This is a genomic window from Oerskovia sp. PE-21s, assembly GCF_056158145.1.
In genome coordinates this window covers 301624-318715 of record NZ_JBUXJM010000001.1, presented here as the reverse complement: position 1 = coordinate 318715, position 17092 = coordinate 301624, and the positions used below count along the sequence as shown (strand labels likewise).

At 74.0% G+C, this 17092-nt stretch carries 14 protein-coding genes and 1 tRNA gene; 5 read left to right on the top strand and 10 right to left on the bottom strand.

All coding sequences use genetic code 11. The annotated features are described in order from the left end of the window. Positions 1 to 3 precede the first annotated feature (3 nt). From ACZDYF_RS01355 to ACZDYF_RS01340, 4 genes are read left to right on the top strand one after another with little or no spacing between them, the layout of a single operon-like run. Positions 4 to 2151, top strand: coding sequence for a glycosyltransferase (locus ACZDYF_RS01355; RefSeq protein WP_475052161.1), 2148 nt, complete (start codon positions 4 to 6; stop codon positions 2149 to 2151). Further along, entirely contained in the window at positions 2148 to 3572 is a 1425-nt protein-coding gene (locus ACZDYF_RS01350; protein WP_475052156.1) for an O-antigen ligase family protein, read from the top strand. Before ACZDYF_RS01355 ends, ACZDYF_RS01350 begins: the two co-directional genes overlap by 4 nt. Further along, a complete protein-coding gene (locus ACZDYF_RS01345; RefSeq protein WP_475052150.1) occupies positions 3569 to 4642 on the top strand; it encodes a glycosyltransferase family 4 protein in 1074 nt (357 codons plus the stop codon). The genes ACZDYF_RS01350 and ACZDYF_RS01345 overlap by 4 nt, the downstream gene beginning before the upstream one ends. Further along, positions 4639 to 5808 (top strand): glycosyltransferase, encoded by a 1170-nt coding sequence (locus ACZDYF_RS01340; RefSeq protein ID WP_475052144.1) that lies wholly within the window; start codon positions 4639 to 4641, stop codon positions 5806 to 5808. Before ACZDYF_RS01345 ends, ACZDYF_RS01340 begins: the two co-directional genes overlap by 4 nt. On the opposite strand, the gene ACZDYF_RS01335 is transcribed toward ACZDYF_RS01340, so the two are convergent. From ACZDYF_RS01335 to ACZDYF_RS01290, 10 genes are all read right to left on the bottom strand, one after another. Continuing rightward, positions 5768 to 6976 (bottom strand): glycosyltransferase, encoded by a 1209-nt coding sequence (locus ACZDYF_RS01335; RefSeq protein ID WP_475052138.1) that lies wholly within the window; start codon positions 6974 to 6976, stop codon positions 5768 to 5770. The two genes, ACZDYF_RS01340 and ACZDYF_RS01335, sit on opposite strands and share 41 nt — an antisense overlap. Then, complete coding sequence (locus ACZDYF_RS01330) at positions 6973 to 8811, bottom strand: polysaccharide biosynthesis tyrosine autokinase (RefSeq protein ID WP_475052135.1); 1839 nt, start codon at positions 8809 to 8811, stop codon at positions 6973 to 6975. The genes ACZDYF_RS01335 and ACZDYF_RS01330 overlap by 4 nt, the downstream gene beginning before the upstream one ends. Beyond that, positions 8808 to 10010, bottom strand: a complete 1203-nt coding sequence (locus ACZDYF_RS01325; protein ID WP_475052133.1) for a glycosyltransferase — start codon at positions 10008 to 10010, stop codon at positions 8808 to 8810. Before ACZDYF_RS01325 ends, ACZDYF_RS01330 begins: the two co-directional genes overlap by 4 nt. Before the next feature lie 184 nt (positions 10011 to 10194). After that, the gene (gene pth / locus ACZDYF_RS01320) at positions 10195 to 10794 is read right to left on the bottom strand and encodes an aminoacyl-tRNA hydrolase (RefSeq protein ID WP_138823097.1); all 600 of its coding nucleotides are present in this window, start codon (positions 10792 to 10794) and stop codon (positions 10195 to 10197) included. A 141-nt stretch (positions 10795 to 10935) separates the two neighbouring features. Further along, the gene (locus ACZDYF_RS01315; RefSeq protein ID WP_191791024.1) at positions 10936 to 11538 is read right to left on the bottom strand and encodes a 50S ribosomal protein L25/general stress protein Ctc; all 603 of its coding nucleotides are present in this window, start codon (positions 11536 to 11538) and stop codon (positions 10936 to 10938) included. Between the two features lie 289 nt (positions 11539 to 11827). Then, on the bottom strand, positions 11828 to 12523 hold the full coding sequence (locus ACZDYF_RS01310) for a GOLPH3/VPS74 family protein (protein ID WP_475052124.1): 696 nt from the start codon (positions 12521 to 12523) through the stop codon (positions 11828 to 11830). A gap of 62 nt (positions 12524 to 12585) precedes the next feature. Next, positions 12586 to 13260: an SIMPL domain-containing protein gene (locus ACZDYF_RS01305; protein WP_475052120.1), complete on the bottom strand. Its 675-nt coding sequence runs from the start codon at positions 13258 to 13260 to the stop codon at positions 12586 to 12588. 165 nt (positions 13261 to 13425) lie between these two features. Beyond that, on the bottom strand, positions 13426 to 14409 hold the full coding sequence (locus ACZDYF_RS01300; protein ID WP_138823089.1) for a ribose-phosphate diphosphokinase: 984 nt from the start codon (positions 14407 to 14409) through the stop codon (positions 13426 to 13428). Next, complete coding sequence (glmU, locus tag ACZDYF_RS01295; RefSeq protein WP_204809778.1) at positions 14406 to 16106, bottom strand: bifunctional UDP-N-acetylglucosamine diphosphorylase/glucosamine-1-phosphate N-acetyltransferase GlmU; 1701 nt, start codon at positions 16104 to 16106, stop codon at positions 14406 to 14408. Before glmU ends, ACZDYF_RS01300 begins: the two co-directional genes overlap by 4 nt. Positions 16107 to 16123: 17 nt before the next feature. Beyond that, positions 16124 to 16195 (bottom strand) — tRNA-Gln (locus tag ACZDYF_RS01290). Between the two features lie 245 nt (positions 16196 to 16440). On the opposite strand from ACZDYF_RS01290, the gene ACZDYF_RS01285 reads away from it, so the two are divergent. Next, the gene (locus ACZDYF_RS01285) at positions 16441 to 17052 is read left to right on the top strand and encodes a TetR/AcrR family transcriptional regulator (protein WP_191791028.1); all 612 of its coding nucleotides are present in this window, start codon (positions 16441 to 16443) and stop codon (positions 17050 to 17052) included. Positions 17053 to 17092 lie beyond the last annotated feature (40 nt).

Below are 17092 nucleotides of genomic sequence, written 5' to 3'. Positions count from 1 at the left end.
CACATGAGGATCCTCCGCGTCTCGCACAGCGCCGTGGTCGACGCGTGGCGCGAGCGGGAGCGGGAGCTCCGGGCGGCCGGGCTCGACGTCGGGCTCCTGTCGGCGCGGGCGTGGGACGAGGGCGGCACGACGGTCCCGCTGACGCCCCGACCGGGCGAGCCCGTCGAGGGCGTCCGGACGTTCGGGTCGCACCCCGCGCTGTTCGTCTACGCCCCTGGCCCGCTCTGGCGCGCCCTGGGGCAGGAGTGGGACGTCCTCGACCTGCACGAGGAGCCGTTCGCGCTCGCGACGGCCGAGATCCTGGCGCTGCGACGGCTCCGAGCCCTCGTCCCGGCCCGGCGTCGTCGCCCGGCGCCGCCTTACGTCCTGTACTCGGCGCAGAACATCCCCAAGCGCTACCCCTGGCCGTTCCGCGCGTTCGAGGCCGCGGCCCTGCGTGGCGCGGCCGCGGTGTCGGTCTGCAACGAGGCCGCGGCGCGTATCGTCCGCGCCAAGGGCGCGCGGGGGGCGGTCGAGGTGGTCCCGCTGGGCGTGGACCTGTCGGTCTTCTTCCCGGGCGGGGCCGTCACCCCCGGCCCGTCGGCCCTCCGGCCCGACGGCGTCGCGCCCGTCCCCGGTCCGGGTCGCCCCGGGACGGGGCCGGCTGGGGGGCCGGTGCACGTGGGCTACGCGGGGCGTCTCGCCCCGCACAAGGGCGTGGACGTCCTGCTCGCCGCGGCCCGCGACGACGACCGCCTGCACGTGACGCTCGCGGGCGACGGCCCGTCGGCCCGTACGCTCCGCGACCGGGCACGGCCGCTGGGCGACCGGGTCCGGTTCGTCGGACCGCTCGCGGGCGACGATCTGGTCGCGTTCTACCGTTCGCTCGACGTCCTGGCCGTCCCGTCCCTCGACACCCCTGGCTGGATCGAGCAGTTCGGTCGGGTCGCGGTCGAGGCCATGGCGTGCGGCACGCCCGTGGTGGCGAGCGACTCGGGGGCCCTGCCCGACGTCGTGGGCGGCGCGGGCCTGCTCGTGCCCCCCGGTGACGCCGGGGCGCTGCGCGAGGCGCTCGTCCGGGTCGTCGACGAGCCTGGCCTGGCCGAGACGCTGCGCGCGCAGGGACTGACGCGCGCCGCGTCGTGCGCCTGGCCCGAGGTCGCCCGCCGCTACCTCGCCCTCTACGAGACCGCGGCGGCGCACCCCTCGCCCGCGTCCCCCGCCGGGACCCCGACCCGTGCGGGCGGCGAGCACACCCCGGGAACGGGTGCTCCGCCGTCGGGCAGCGGGCTCCTGCCGCCTGAGGTGGTCCTCGTCGCGTACGGCTCCCCCGACCTGGTGCGCGACGCGCTGGGACCGCTCGTCGGCAAGCTCCCCCTGACCGTCGTCGACAACTCGTCGTCGCCGGAGATCCGCGAGGTCGCCGAGCTCGCGGGCGCCCGCTACCTCGACCCCGGGCGCAACGGCGGCTTCGCCGCGGGCGTCAACCACGCGCTGCGCCACCGCCAGACCCCCGGGTCGGACGTCCTCCTGCTCAACCCGGACGCCGTCGTGAGCCCCGAGGACGTCCTGACCCTCCAGACCCGGCTCCACGCGGCGCCGGACCTCGCGAGCGTCGGCCCGGCGCAGGTCGACGGCGACGGCGGGGCCGCGCGCGTCGTCTGGCCGTACCCGTCCCCGGCCGGTACCTGGATCGAGGCCGTCGGTCTCGGCTCGCTGCGCCGGACCCCGGCCGACCGGTCGTTCGTCATCGGGTCCGTGCTGATGCTGCGGGCCGACGCGCTCGAACAGGTCGGGCTGTTCGACGAGAGCTTCTTCCTGTACGCCGAGGAGACCGACTGGGCCTACCGGGCGACCCGCCTCGGCAGGCGACACCTGGCCGTACCCGAGGTCCAGGCGCTGCACCTCGGCGGTGCCACGAGCGGTGACCCGACCCGCCGCGAGACGCACTTCCACGCCTCCCAGGAGAGGTACCTGCGCAAGCACTTCGGCGCGACGGGCTGGCACACGGCACGAGCCGGGGTCCTCGCCGGCTCGGCCGCACGCGCCGTCGCGCTCCGGGGTGCTGGTCGCGACCTGGCGCGGCTGCGGCTCCGGCTCTACGCCCGCGGCCCCCTCTCGGCCGAGGCGGCGATGCTCGCCCGCCCCGCGACCCCGGACCCCACGACGTGATCCGCCGGTCCCTCGCCTGGGCCGCGGGATCTGTCGCGGTCGCCGTGGTCCTGGTCGGGATCGGCCTCCTGGTGCCCGAGTACACCGCGATCTCGGTCGCGGTCGCCGCGCTGGTCCTCGTCGTCGGGATGACGATCTACGAGCCGGCCGCCATGCCGATCCTCGCGATGCCCGCGATGGTGGTCGTCCAGCGGGTCGGCGGCGACGCCGTCAACCTGTCGCTGAGCGACTTCGCGCTCTTCGGGGCGTTCTGGTTCGCGCTCTTCTTCACGCAGCGGCCCCTCTCGCGCCCCATGCGCTCGCTCCTGTGGCTCTCGGCGTTCTACCAGGTCGCCACGCTCTTCACCGTCATCGCCAACCCGTACACCGCGAACACCGTCGAGTGGTTCCACGCCTGGCTCTCGGTCGGCGGCGCCCTGCTCGTCGGGTGGGCCGTGGGCCGGGCGGGACGCGCGCGGCTCGGGCTCACGCTGTTCATGATCCCGTGCCTGATCATCGCGGCCCTGACGTGCTTCACGGCCCTGCAGCAGCTCGCCGCGGGCAACACCGGTCCCGTGTACCTGCAGATCCCGTTCCCGATGCACAAGAACTTCGTCGGGTGCGTCCTGGGGAGCGCGGCGCTGCTGGCCTACGCCCGGCCGTGGTGGGTGGGGTGGCCCAAGGCGTTCACCTACCCCGCGTTCTGGCTGTTCGGCCTCGCGGTCCTCGCGTCGCAGTCGCGCCAGGCCCTGATCGGCCTCGCGATCGGCGTCGTCCTCATCACCCTGCGCGCGGACCCGGACCGCAAGCGCTCCAAGCTCATCCTGCTCGCCGCGATCCCCGCCGTGTACTTCGTGTGGGCCGCCGTCCAGGAGCAGCTCGCGACCAACGACCAGTTCAACTCCGCCTACCAGCGGCTCACCTGGTACGAGCAGGCCATCGACGTCTGGGAGCGCAGCCCGTGGGTCGGGGTCGGGCTGCGCTGGTGGGTCGCGAACCGCACCGAGTACACCTTCCAGCCGCCCAACGCCGAGCTCGAGGTGCTCACGTCGGCCGGGATCGTCGGGCTCGTCGCGTTCCTCGTGCTCTTCTTCGGGTCGCTCGTCGTGCTGTGGCGCCTCAACCCGCGCTTCGGGACGCTCGCGTTCTCGGTGCTCCTCATGCGCTTCATCCAGGGACAGTTCGACCTCTTCTGGGTCTCGGTCCAGGTGTCCGTGCCGTTCCTCATCGTCGGTGTCTGCGTGGGCGCGGACGCCTACGCCGAGTCCCGGCGCGCCGCGCGCGAGGAGACCGGCGACACGCTGCCCGTCGACGACCTCCGGTCGATCGAGGAGATGCTCGACGCCACGGGCCCCACGAAGCACGTGGTGCTCACCCCGTCCGTGATCCCCGCCCCCCAGCCCGAGCCGACGGGCCGCCACCGGAAGGACCCGACCACGTGAGAGTGCTCCACGTCGTGCACTCCGACGCCTTCGCGGGCGTCGAACGGCACGTCGCCCGACTGGCACGCGCGCAGGCCGCCCACGGGGACCAGGTCGTCGTGGTCGGCGGCGACGTGCCCCGCATGCGGGCCACCGTCGACGACCCGACCGTGCGGGTCCTGCCCGCAGGGTCCCTCGCGCAGGTCGTGCGCACGATCCGCACGACGGCGCGGGGGGCCGACGTCCTGCACGCTCACATGACGTCGGCCGAGATCGCGGCCTCGCTCGCGGGCGCGACGCTCCGGCGCATGCCGCCCGTCGTCGCCACGCGCCACTTCGCACGGACCCGGGGCAGCGGCCCGGCCGCCGGCCTGAGCGCTTCGGTCGCCCGCCGACCGGTGCGCGCGCAGATCTCCATCAGCCGGTACGTCGCCGACCACGTCGACGGCGACAGCGTCGTCGTCTACCCCGGGATCGACGACCGCCCCACCGCCCCGCCCGCGGCCGGGCGCGACCGCAGCGTCTTGCTCGTCCAGCGGCTCGAGCCGGAGAAGCGCACCGACCTGGGCGTGCTCGCCTTTGCGGCGTCACGCCTGCACGACGACGGCTGGCAGCTCCTCGTCGCGGGCGACGGGTCGCAGCGTGCCGCCCTCGAGGCCCTCGTCGCCCGTGAGGGTCTCGCGGGGCACGTCCGGTTCCTCGGCGCCCGCTCCGACGTCGACGACCTCATGCAGCGCGCGGCGGTCCTCCTGGCACCCTGCCCGGTCGAGGGGCTCGGGCTCAGCGTCCTGGAAGCCATGTCCAACGCGCTGCCCGTCGTGGCGGCCGGGGCCGGTGGGCACCTGGAGACGCTCGCCGGGCTCGACCCGCTCGCCCTGTACCCGTCGACCGACGTCGACCGGGCGGGCGAGAACCTCGCGGCCCTGGCCCGGTCCGCGTCCCGGCGCGACGCGTTCGGCGAGGCCGCGCGCACGGTCCAGCGGACCCGTTTCACCCCTGAGGCCCAGGTCCAGGGAACGGCAGCGGTGTACCGCGGCGTCGTCCGCCCGAGGACCCGCCCGCACGACGAGCATCGGAGCCCCACGCCGTGAGCTACCTTCCCCCTGCGGTGCACGAGCTCGTGGTCGTCTCGCTCGAGTCCTGGGACCTCGTGTGGCGACGCAACCAGTACCTCGTGACCGAGCTCCTGCGGGCCGACCCGTCGCTCGTGGTCCTGTTCGTCGAGCCTGCCGCGGACCCGCTGCACGAGGTCCGTCGTGGCTTCCGCCCCCGGGCCGGGCACGGGCTCCGGCGCGCGGACCCGGTCGAGGGGGTCGGACCCGACCAGCTGTGGCTCTACCAGCCCACCAAGATCCTGCCGCGCCGCGTCGACCCCCGGGTCGACGCCCGCCTCGCGTCGCTCGTGCGCCGGGCCGCACGCCGCGTCGGGCTCACGCGTCCCGTGCTGTGGGTCAACGACCCCGCGGCCGCGACCCTGGTCCGGGACACCGACTGGCCGTCGCTCTACGACGTGACCGACGACTGGGTCGCGGCCGACCGCCCGTCCGAGATCCGCCGTCGGCTCCTCGCGGACGAGGCGCTCCTGCTGGAGGCCTGCGAGGAGGTGACCGTGTGCTCGCCCCACCTCGCCCAGAGCAAGGGCGCCGAGAGGGCCGTCACGCTCCTGACCAACGGCGTCGACGTCGAGCGCTACCGGCAGCCCAGGGAACGCCCTGCGGACCTGCCCGACGGACCCGTGGCCCTCTACCTGGGCACCGTCCACCGCGACCGCTTCGACCTCGACCTGGTCGCCCGGACCGCCACGACCACGTCCGGGGCCGGCACGGTCGTGGTCGTCGGCCCCGTGCTCGACCTGACGAGCCAGGAGTACGACGACCTCACGGCGGCCGGCGTACGGCTGCTCGGCGCACGCCCCTGGACCGAGGTCCCCGCCTACCTCCAGCACGCGACCGCGCTCCTCGTGCCCCACCTCGTCGACGACTTCACGGACAGCCTCGACCCGCTCAAGCTCTACGAGTACCGGGCCGTGGGGCGACCGGTCGTCGCGACCCCGGTCGCCGGCTTCCGCGACGCCGACGACCCACGGGTCACGGTCGCCCCTCCCGCGGACTACCCGCAGGCCGTGCGCGCCGCGCTCACCGCGCCGGCAGCGACCGACACCCACCAGGACGACGACATCCCCACGTGGGAGGCGCAGGGCCGCGCGATGCGCGACGTCATCGAGAGGACCTGGCGGCTCGCCCCCACACCTCGCTGACGACCTCCGCGGTCCGCGTCGCCGCGAACCGGCGCCGCGCGACGCCGGCGGCGCGACGGGCCCTGTCCGCTGCGGACCCCGGGTCGACGAGCACTGCCGAGATCCCCCGGGCCAACGACTCGACGTCGCCCGGCTCGACGAGCTCGCCCAGCGGCGCGGGGTCCTCCGGCGACCCCGCGAGGATCTCCACGACGCCCCCCGCCCTGGTCGCGACGACCGGGACCTCACGGACCATCGCCTCGACCACGACCTGGCCGAACGGCTCCGGGACGGGAGACGCGTGCACGCACACGTCGAACCCGTCGAGCTCGGCCGACGGGTCCGCCGCGAAGCCCGTCCAGACGAAGCGCTCGGCGACACCGAGCCGCACCGCCTCGGCACGCACCTCCTCGGCGTAGTCCTCGGCGCCGAAGCTCGGCTCGCCCACGACCCGGAAGGTCACCTCGGGGTGCTCGTCGAGGACCTGGCGCGCGGCGCGCACGAGCTCGAGCTGCCCCTTCGTCGGGCTGATCCTGCCGACCATGCCCACGACCGGTGTGCGACGGTCCGCACGCGTCGGGCGCCCATCCGTGCGCACCTGACCGGCCGCGAACCCCGGGTAGGCCACGGTCGAGCGGCCGGGCAGGGTCGAGGCCGTGGCCTGCGAGTTCACGACCACCTCCCGGGGAAACCGCGTCGAGGCCCAGCGGAAGACACGCGCGACCCGCGCCGGGAGGTAGTCGTCGGCGATCCGGTCGTGGACGTGCCAGACGAGCGCGGCCTGCGCGGCCCGCGCCGGCACGACACCCAGCACGTCCGCCTTGAGCGAGGTCGTGTGGACGACGTCCGGCCGCAGCGCGCGAACCCGGCGCGAGAGCCGCCACGTGAACGGCACGAGCCGCGCCGTCGTGACGAGCTGGCCGAGGCCCGCGCGCCCTACCGCGCTCCGCGACGTGGACGCCATCCCCGGGTCGAGCGGCAGGACCTCGACGACAGCCCCCGCTGCCCGCAGCCGAGCGACCAGCGGGCCGTGGGAGAACAGCAGCACGCGCACGTCGACGTCCGGGCCCAGCACCTCGACGAGCCGGACGAGGGCCAGCTCGGCACCGCCGAGCTCACCCGTGTGGTCGAGGACGAGGACCCGCACCGGTCGGCCGGGCGGCGATCCCCCCGCGCGCCGCGTCGTCACCAACGGAACGGCAGCTTGCGCCCTGTGCCGCTGCCGCCCTGCTCCGGCTCGTCGTTCGTGCGGGCCGGGGCCGTGCGGGGACGTGCCTCGCCCTGCCCCCCGGGCACGGTCGTGATCTTGCCCCACTCCGGCGACAGCAGGGGGCCTTGGCGGCCTCCGGCGTCCCGCCGGGCCGCAGCGGTCGCCGCGGGCTCGGCGGCGGGACCGGCGACGACGGCCGCCGCCCGCTCACGGGCTGCGCGCCGCGGCTCGTCGACCTGCTCGACGCCCGGGGCTCCCCTGTCTGGTCGCTCGGCCGCGAGCGCGGGCGCCTGCGCGACCGCGTCGCCTCCCGGCGACCGGGTGGGATGCCCGTCCTCCTGACGTTCCGGGTCACCGTAGGTCGAGGCGTAGAGCATGCGCCGGTCGCTCTTGACTCCCGCGAGCGCGATGCCGACGAGGGGCACGTTGTTGATGCGCAGGCGCTCGGAGGCCTCGGCGAGCACCGCCCGGTCGGTCTTCCCCGCGGAGGCGATGAGCACCACGCCGGTCGCGTAGCGTCCGAGGATCGTCGCGTCCGCGGCGGCGAGCACGGGCGGGGCGTCGATCACGACCACCTCGGCGTCGTCGCTCAGGTCGGCGATGAGCTTTCCCGCGCGGGTCGTCGCGAGGAAGTCCGCCGGGTCCATCTCCTCCTCGGGGACGGGGAACACGCCCAGGTTGGGGATGCTGGTGGGGCGCAGCGTGTGCGGGTCGCCCGACCAGCCCTCGGGCGGCGGCAGGACCCGGTCGAGCTGAGGGCGGCGCAGGTCGCCCGAGACCGCGATCGTGCGGCGACCGCTCAGCGCGAACGAGGCCGCGAGGTTGGCCGCGATGAACGTGCGGGGCGCGTGCGGGTCTGCGGCCGTGACGACCACGACGACCCGGTCCGCCTCCGCGAGGGAGACCTGGACGGCGGTCCTGAGCTCGCGGATCGACTCGGTGAAGGGGGTGGCGACCTTGCGCGAGACGGGCAGCGTGTGCGAGTGGCTGTAGTCACGGTCCGACGTGCGCACGCCGTAGAGCTCGGCCAGCACGGGCGTCTGCGCGAGGCGGGCAGCGTCGGCCGCACCACGCACCCGGACGTCGAGGCCGCGACGGGCGAAGGCCAGCCCGATGCCCGCGACGAGCCCGGCCAGGGCCGCGAGGGCCAGCACCGTGCTCCGTCCCAGGCCCAGCGCCTCGGCGCTCGTGGCGGGCGTCTCGACCTCAGCGGGGACGGTGATCGCCCGGAGGGTGTTCGCCTGGACCGTGAGCGAGGTGTAGTCGGTGACGATGGTCTCCTTCTCGGCGAGCGCGAGCGGGTCGTCCGAGGCCACCGAGAGGCGGGCCGTGACGCCCGCGAGCTGCTCGGCGAGCGACTGCCTCCTCGCGTCGAGCGCCGCCACCTGTGCGTCGCGCAGGACCGTGAGCTGGGCGACGTACGCGTCGGCGAACGCGTTCGCGACGTCCTGCGACTCCTGGGGGTCGAGGGTCTTCGCGCTGATGGCGATGAGGCTCTGGCTCTCGGTGGGGTAGTCGGCCGAGACCTGCGCGGCGAGCGCCGCGGGGTCGCCCGTGTAGCCGAGCGTGGTCGCGGCGGCCTCCACGACGGGGTCGGACGTGACGTCCCCCAGGTCGGTGTCGACCGTGACCTCGACGACCTGCTCCCCGCCCTGCGCCGACTGCACGCCGACGAGCCGTACGCTCGCGGTCGCCTTGTAGACGGTCTCCTGCTGGTTGAGGTAGACGAACGCCGCGGCCACGACCACGAGCACCGCCGCCAGCACGTAGTACTTACCGGCCCATACCGTACGGACGAACTCCCGGACTGTCATGAGTTCCTCTCCCCTGAGGTGCTGGCACCGGCGTGCACGAGGCCTCGTTGCTCGTCGACCACCTCGCGCAGGCGCGCGACGAAGCGCGGGAGCGCGAAGGTCTCGACGTGCGAGGTCAGGACGTCATCCTCCCACGGGACGGCCGACGCGTCCTGGACTGCCCGCGCGACGAGATCGGGCTCGGGGGCGTCGAAGAAGGCACCCGTCACGCCCTCGACCACGGTGTCGAGATACCCGCCGTCCCGCAGGACGACGGAGGGCCGTCCGAAGGCACCGGCCTCGAGCGGCGACAGGCCGTAGTCCTCGTACGAGGCGGCGACGAGCATCGAGCAGCTCCGGTAGAGCCAGCGCAGCTCGGGGTCGTCGACCCGGCCCAGCAGCGTCGTCCCGCGGGTGCCCGACGACGCGCCCCACCTCCCGGAGACGGGGCGCCCGCGCGCGGCGAGGCCTTCGAGGCGCGCCCGGTCCGGTCCGTCTCCGACGATCACCAGGTGGCGTCCCGCGAGGCGGGCCGCCTCGACCAGGACGTCGACGTTCTTGTACGGCAGGAGCCGTGCGACGCACAGCAGGAAGCCGGGTTCGATCCCGGGGACCTCGCGCTCGGGGCCGGCGGGCAGCATCGCGGGGGGCGGCGGCAGGATCTCGGCCTCGATGCCGTAGGCCTCGCGGACCGCACGCTGGGTCACGGTCGAGTTGGCGAGGTAGACGTCGGCGCGCCCGGCGGCCCGCCGGTCCCAGCCGCGCAGCGCGGGGCTCAGCGCGGCGAGGGCGGCGGAGGCGACACCGCCCCGGAGGCGGTCGGTCCTGCTCGCGCCGTCCCTGCCGCCGAGGTAGCGGTCGCGCTGGTAGAGCCACCGGGCGGGCGCGTGGCAGTAGACGACGGTTCGACCCGCGCCGCGGTACCCGTGGGCCCAGCCCGTGGAGCTCGCGAGCAGGACGTCGGCGTCGACGCGCTGGGCCGAGACCGCGGGTGCGAGGAGGGGCAGCGCGAGCCGGTGGTGGCGGCGCAGCGCACCGACCCGGTCGAGCGCGGACGTCCGCAGGTCGAGCCGGGAGAACTCGGGGAACGTGCCCGCCTGGTCGTAGAGGGTCGTGTACATCGGCGACCCGGGGAAGGCCTCGGCCAGCCACAGGGCCACCCGTTCGGCGCCCCCGCGTTGCGTCGCGTAGTCGTGCGCGAGCGCCACACCCTCGGTCATCGTGCCTCCGTCGTGGGGCAGGAGACGGCTGCCCGCCCAGGTTGGATATCGATCCAGCCTAGGGCGAGCGAACGGGCCAGAACGGACGAAGAGGACACGTCACCCGGGTGAAGTCCGCTCTCGCGGACCACGTCCGCCGGGCCGCGGCCGACCGGGCGTCGACCAGGTCACGGCGCCCCGGACGTCAGGCCTTGGTGTGGAACTTCCCCTGGGCCGCGAGGAGCCCCTCGGTGAGGACCATCTCGACGGCGTCCGCGGCGTCGTCGAGCAGGAACGGCAGCTCCTTGGCCTCCGCGCCCGAGAAGTTCTTGAGCACGTAGTCCGCGGTGTCCATGCGGCCCGGGGGGCGTCCGACGCCCGCGCGGACGCGCACGTAGTCACGGGTCCCGAGCGCCTTGGTGATGTCGCGCAGGCCGTTGTGACCGCCCTCGCCGCCACCGGACTTGAGCTTGATGTCCCCGAACGGGATGTCCACCTCGTCGTGGACGACGATCACGTGGTCGGGGTCGATCCCGAAGTACTGGGCGAGGCCCGCGACCGGTCCGCCCGACGTGTTCATGTACGTCGAGGGCTTGGCCAGGAGCACCCGCGGCCCGGGGGCCCCGCCCGGCAGCACGCCGAGACGCGCCTCGGCCACCGCGGCGCGCGCCTTGTGGGCGCTGAACGTCGCACCGGCACGACCGGCCAGGACGTCGAGCACCATGTGGCCGACGTTGTGACGGTTGCCCGCGTAGGTCGGTCCGGGATTCCCGAGCCCGACGACGAGCCACGGCTGGTCGGTCATGTCACCTGGTCCTTCATCGACGTCTGGGGGAACGTTCGAGGCGTCCGGCGCCGTACGGCACCGGACGCCTCGAACGTACGTGTCCTGCGGTCCGCCGGCTCAGGTCCGCCGAGGCGGGTCCGAGCCGGGGGACGGTGAGGCTCAGGCCTCGGCGGGAGCCTCGTCGGCTGCCTCGGCGGCCTCGGCCTCTGCCTCGGCAGCGACCTCGCTGCGCGGCTCGGTGATCGCGACGACCGCGAGCTCGGCGTCGCCGTGGAACACGGAGCCCTTGGGCAGCGTGATCTCGCCGGCGCGGACGATGTGCCCGGCCTCGAGGCCCTCGATCGAGACCTCGACGGCCTCCGGCAGGTGCGTGGCCTCGGCCTCGAGGAGCAGCGTCTGCGACTCGACGACGTGGATCGTGCCGGGAGCGGACTCGCCGACGACGTGCACGTTGACCTCGACCTCGACCTTCTCGCCCTTCTTCACGATGAGGAGGTCGATGTGCTCGACGACGTCCTTGACCGGGTCGCGCTGGACGTCCTTGGCGATCGCGAGGACCGGCTTGCCGTCGAGCTCGATCGAGAAGAGGGCGTTGGCCTGCTTGAGCGCCAGCGTCGTCACGTGACCGGGGAGCGCGATGTGGACGGGGTCCGTGCCGTGCCCGTACAGGACGGCAGGAATCTGGGAAGCGCGGCGGATGCGGCGGGCGGCACCCTTGCCGAACTCGGTGCGGGCCTCTGCGACAAGCTTGATCTCGGACACGTGAACTCCTGAAGAACGGTTGCGGGCCGACCACCAGTGGGAAGCGATCGGCTGTCCGGCCGGCTGGTTGGCACCGGAGGACGGGGCGGCTGCGTCGGCGCGGGACACATGACGGGCGCACGAGGACGACCGCCCAGTCGATTACGGGGACCCATCAGGATCCTGCTGACCTTCCGGTGTCTCACCGGCCGTCAGACGTCCCTCGCCGAGGCAACCGAACTACTGTACCCGGGCGCGCCACGTCAACGGAAACCCGCGAGTGTCGCGGCGCGCGGCTGGACGTGCACGGTCAGGACTGGGCGCCCGCGATGACCACGGTCGTCGTGAGCGCCGCGGTCGTGGCCGCCGTGATCTCCTCGACGTAGCGCCGGGTGGCTCCCGCGGCCCAGCTCCCCTCGGCGAGCTCCTTCGCGCGGCGGTCGATCTCGCGACGGTCCGACGCGGTCAGCTCCGCGCCCGCGGCCATGACCCGGCCGGCCTGCTTCGTGGCCGCGAGGATCGCGACGAGCGCCCCCGTGCGCTCGTCGGGAGCGCCGCCGTCGCGCAGGACGAGGGCGAGGGTGCGCCGCACCTCGCCCTCGTGGCGCGAGTCAGCGGCGGGCCAGCGGGTCGTGGGGAAGATGCCCAGGATGCGGCCCTCCTCGCGGCGCAGCAGACCGCGCGCCACGAGGCCGTCGAGGGCGGCGTCCGCAGGCCTGGACCGCGACAGCACCTCGACCAGGCTCTTGGGCTTGGAGCCCTCCTTCGACTTGACCGTCGCGAGCGCGTCGTCGAGCAACGGGCTCCCGGTCGGCGACTGGTCGCGGACCACGACCCGCCCCGACCGCCATCCCGAGGCGTCCCCCGCGAGGTCGACGCGTCCCTTCAGCGCGAGCTCGACGAGCAGCGCACCGGCCGCCACCTGCTGGAGGTACGAGGCGTCACCGACGGGCCGGCCCGTGACGTCGTCCAGCACGAGCAGGAGGTAGTCCTCGATGATGAGCATGCATCCAACCTACTGGGGCGACGTCGCCGACCGCCCTGAGAAATGTCACGATCCTGCGGCGATCAGTCCGCCCACGCCCACCGCACGGTCACGCTCGCGTCGACCTGCTCGCTCCCCGGGTCGACCGCCATCGCGTCGAAGGACCCGACCTTGGCGGACATCGCGCGGGGCATCGGCGCGGACCCGCCACCCTGCTCGCTGACCTCGACGACGGGCCCGAGCGCGCGCCCCGCGAGCGCCGCGTACTGCTCGGCCCTCGCGCGGGCGTCCGCGAACGCCTCCTCGCGAGCGGCGACCGCGAGAGGCCCGGGCTCGCTCACCGCGAACCGCATCGAGTCGAGCCGGGCGACGGGGCCCGCCGCCCCGAGTGCGGCCCGCACGAGCTCCCCCGACGCCAGGACGTCCCGCACGGTGACCCGCAGCGTCAGGCGAGCCGTGACCGCGAGCGTCGTGGCGCCGTCGGGCTGCTGCGAGGACTGCGTCCAGGTGGACGTCTGTGCGGTGCGCAGGTCCTGCGCCGCCACGCCGCCGGCCAGCAGCGCCTCGCGCGCCGCGCGCACCCCCCCGTTCGCGGCGTCGAGGGCCACCTGGACGTCGGCGCCGGACGCCTCGGCGCCGAGCTCGACCACCACGACGTCGGGCACGGCGGACGCGGCCCCCCGCCCCGTGGTGGTGACCCCGGCGAGCGGGTCGAGGGCGGGCTGGGTCGGCTGGGTCGGCTGGGTCGGCTGGGTCACAGCTGACATGCTGCCAGCCCGACGCCGCCGCCGCCCAGGCACGGCGCGCCCCCGAGCGGCGGGCCTCCGACGCGAGCGACCCCGCGCAGAGCCCGGGAACGGCGACGGCCCGCCCCGTCCGACCAGGTCGGTGGGGCGGGCCGTCGCGCGGCGTGGGCCGAGGGCTCAGCTGTTGCCGTCGAACAGCGACGTGACCGAGCCGTCGTCGAAGACCTCGCGGATCGCGCGCGCCAGGAGCGGCGCGATCGACAGGACCGTGAGCTGCGGGAAGTGCTTCTCCGCCGAGATCGGCAGCGTGTCGGTCACGACGACCTCGCTCGCGCCGCACTCGGACAGGCGCTGGGCCGCCGGGTCGGACAGGACACCGTGCGTCGCCGCGACGATGACCGACTTGGCGCCCGCCGCGAGGCAGACCTTGACGGCCTCCGCGATGGTGCCGCCCGTGTCGATCAGGTCGTCGACCAGGACGCAGTCGCGCCCCTCGACGTCACCCACGACGCGGTTCGCGACGGCCTGGTTGGGGCGTGTGATGTCGCGCGTCTTGTGGACGAACGCGAGCGGCCCGCCGCCGAGCTTCGCGGCCCACTGCTCGGCCACGCGGATGCGGCCGGCGTCGGGCGAGACGACCGTGACGTTCGACGTGTCGACCCGCGAGCGGACGTAGTCCGTGAGGATCGGCATGGCCCACAGGTGGTCCACGGGCCCGTCGAAGAAGCCCTGGGTCTGCGCGGCGTGCAGGTCGACGCTCATGAGGCGGTCGGCACCGGCCGTGCGGAACAGGTCCGCGATGAGGCGCGCCGAGATCGGCTCGCGACCGCGGTGCTTCTTGTCCTGGCGGCCGTAGCCGTAGAAGGGCTGGACGACCGTGATGGTCTTGGCCGAGGCACGCTTGGCCGCGTCGACCATGAGCAGCTGCTCCATGATCCACTGGTTGATCGGCGCCGTGTGGCTCTGCAGGAGGAAGATGTCCGCACCGCGGACGCTCTCCCCGAAACGGACGTAGATCTCGCCGTTGGCGAAGTCGTACGCGGTCGTGGGAAGCAGGTCGATGCCCAGCTCCCGCGCGACGTCCTTGGCGAGCTCGGGGTGCGCGCGTCCGGACGCGAGGACGAGGGACTTGTCCCCGTTGCCGGCGATCGTGCTGCTCATCGTGGGGAAGGCCCTTCGTTCGTGCTGCTGGTCGTGGTGCTGGGTCCGTCGGGGACCGTGGGGACACCGGGGCTCGCAGGCGCCGGGGTCGGTCGGGGGGCCGGGGTCGCCGCGGTGGCCTCGGCGAGCTGCGCCTGGGCCTGGGCTCCCAGCGGAGGGGGCGTCTCGCCGTCGTTCTCGTGCGCCCGCGCCGCGGCGTCCGCGGCGGCGGTGCCGGGGCGACGGCGGGCGACCCAGCCGTCGACGTTGCGCTGCGGGGCGCCGCTCACGCCGAGCGCACCGGCCGGCACGTCGCGGCGGATCACGGAACCAGCGGCCGTGTACGCGCCGTCGCCCACCGTGACGGGGGCGACGAACATGTTGTCCGCGCCGGTCCGCGCGTGCGAGCCGATGACCGTGCGGTGCTTGGAGACGCCGTCGTAGTTGACCGTGACGCTCGCGGCACCGATGTTGGTGTGCTCGCCGATGGTCGCGTCCCCCACGTAGGACAGGTGCGGCACCTTGGAGCCGGTGCCGATCGTCGCGTTCTTGGTCTCGACGAACGTGCCGATCTTGCCCTTGGCCCCGAGGTCCGTGCCGGGGCGCAGGTAGGCGAACGGTCCGACGCTCGCGCCGTCACCGACGACCGACAGGCTGCCGTGCGTGCGGGTCACGGTCGCCCCCACACCGACCTCCATGTCGGTGAGCGTCGTGTCGGGGCCGATCGTCGAGCCCGCCCCGATCGACGTCGCGCCGTGGAGCTGGGTGCCCGGCAGCAGCGTGACGTCGTGACCCAGGTCGACGTCCACGTCGACCCACGTCGTCGCCGGGTCGATCACGGTCACGCCCTCGAGCATCCAGCGCGTGAGGAGGCGGCGGTTGAGCTCGGCGCGCAACGTCGCGAGCTGGGCGCGGTCGTTGGCTCCCTCGACGAGCAGCGGGTCGGCGACCTTGAGCGCCCCCACGCGGCCGCCGCCCTCGCGGGCGATCTGCAGGACGTCGGTCAGGTAGACCTCGCCCTGCGAGTTCTCCTGGGTGACCTGACGCAGCGCACCGCGCAGGATTCCCGCGTCGAAGACGTAGACCGAGGAGTTGATCTCCCGGATCGCACGCTGCTCGTCCGTCGCGTCCTTGTGCTCGACGATGGCCAGGACTCCCCCGGCGTCGTCACGGACGATCCGTCCGTACCCCGTCGCGTCGTCGACCTCGGTCGTCAGGACGGTCACGGCGTTGCCGTCCGAGTGGTGCACGTCGAGCAGCCGGGTGAGCGTCGCTGCGTCCAGGAGCGGGATGTCGCCCGCGAGGACCACGACCGACCCGTCGAGGCCTTCGACGGGACCACGTCCCTCGTGCCCGATCGGCACACCGTGCGCGGCCGCCTCGGCCTGCGCCCTGACGTCGAGGGCCTCGACCGCGCACTGCACGGCTCGCCCGGTGCCCGGCACCTCGTCCTGGTCGACCACGAGCGCCGTCGGGACGACCTCGAGCGCTGCGGACGCCACGAGCTCGCGCTCGTGGCGGACCACGACCGCGATGCGCCGAGGGGACAGGTCGCGGGCCGCGACCATCGCGTGGCCGAGCATGCTGCGACCGGCGAGCGTGTGGAGGACCTTCGGGGTCGCGGACCTCATCCGCGTCCCCGCACCAGCGGCGAGGACGATGACTGCGGCGGGCACTGGCGGTGCGTCGGGCACAGCGTCGGTCACTGGGGCTCCCATCGGGTTGGTTGCACGTGCTCCGCCCCCAGGACTCGAACCTGGACTAAAGGCACCAAAAACCCTTGTGCTGCCGATTACACCAAGGCGGAACGGACTGGACACGGCGCACGGTCGGAGGGTGAACCTCCCTCTCGTGCGCACCATCGCTCGTCCGGAGAACAGTCTGCCAGGTCTCGCACGGTGCTCCACGCCCGAACCGGCTCTGGACGTGGAGAAAACGTGTGAGGAGAGAGTCACAGGGCGCCGCACGACATCTCATCCCGGCCCTCGGGGCGACAGGGCACGGCATGATGGTGCCGTGCCCGCAGACTCCAGACGTCCTCCCAGATCCCGTATGACCGCGAGCCAGCGCCGTGAACAGCTCCTCGCGGTGAGCCGCGTCCTGTTCGCCGAGAAGGGTTTCGAGGGGACGAGCGTCGAGGAGATCGCGGCCCGCGCCGAGGTCTCCAAGCCCGTGGTGTACGAGCACTTCGGGGGCAAGGAGGGCATCTACGCCGTCATCGTCGACCGCGAGATCCAGGGCCTGACCAGCGCGCTCACCGGGGCGCTCTCCTCGGGCGGGCACCCCAAGGTGCTGCTCGAGCGCACGGCGCTCGCGCTGCTGACGTACATCGAGACCTCCGAGGACGGGTTCCGGATCCTCGTGCGCGACTCCCCGGTGGCCCAGGCGACGGGGACGTTCTCGAGCCTCATCGGAGACGTCGCGACGCAGGTCGAGCACCTGCTCGCGGACCAGTTCAAGCGGCGGGGCCTGGACCCGCGGGTCTCGCCCATCTACGCGCAGATGCTCGTCGGCATGGTCGCGCTCACGGGGCAGTACTGGCTCGACGTGCGCAGCCCCAAGAAGACCGATGTCGCGGCGCACCTGGTCAACCTCGCGTGGAACGGCCTGTCCGGCATGGAGAAGAAGCCGTCGCTCACGGCCAAGGACCGCACGGACGGCTGACCCGGACCGGCACCCTGGGGCTCGTGCGGAGCCGCACCGC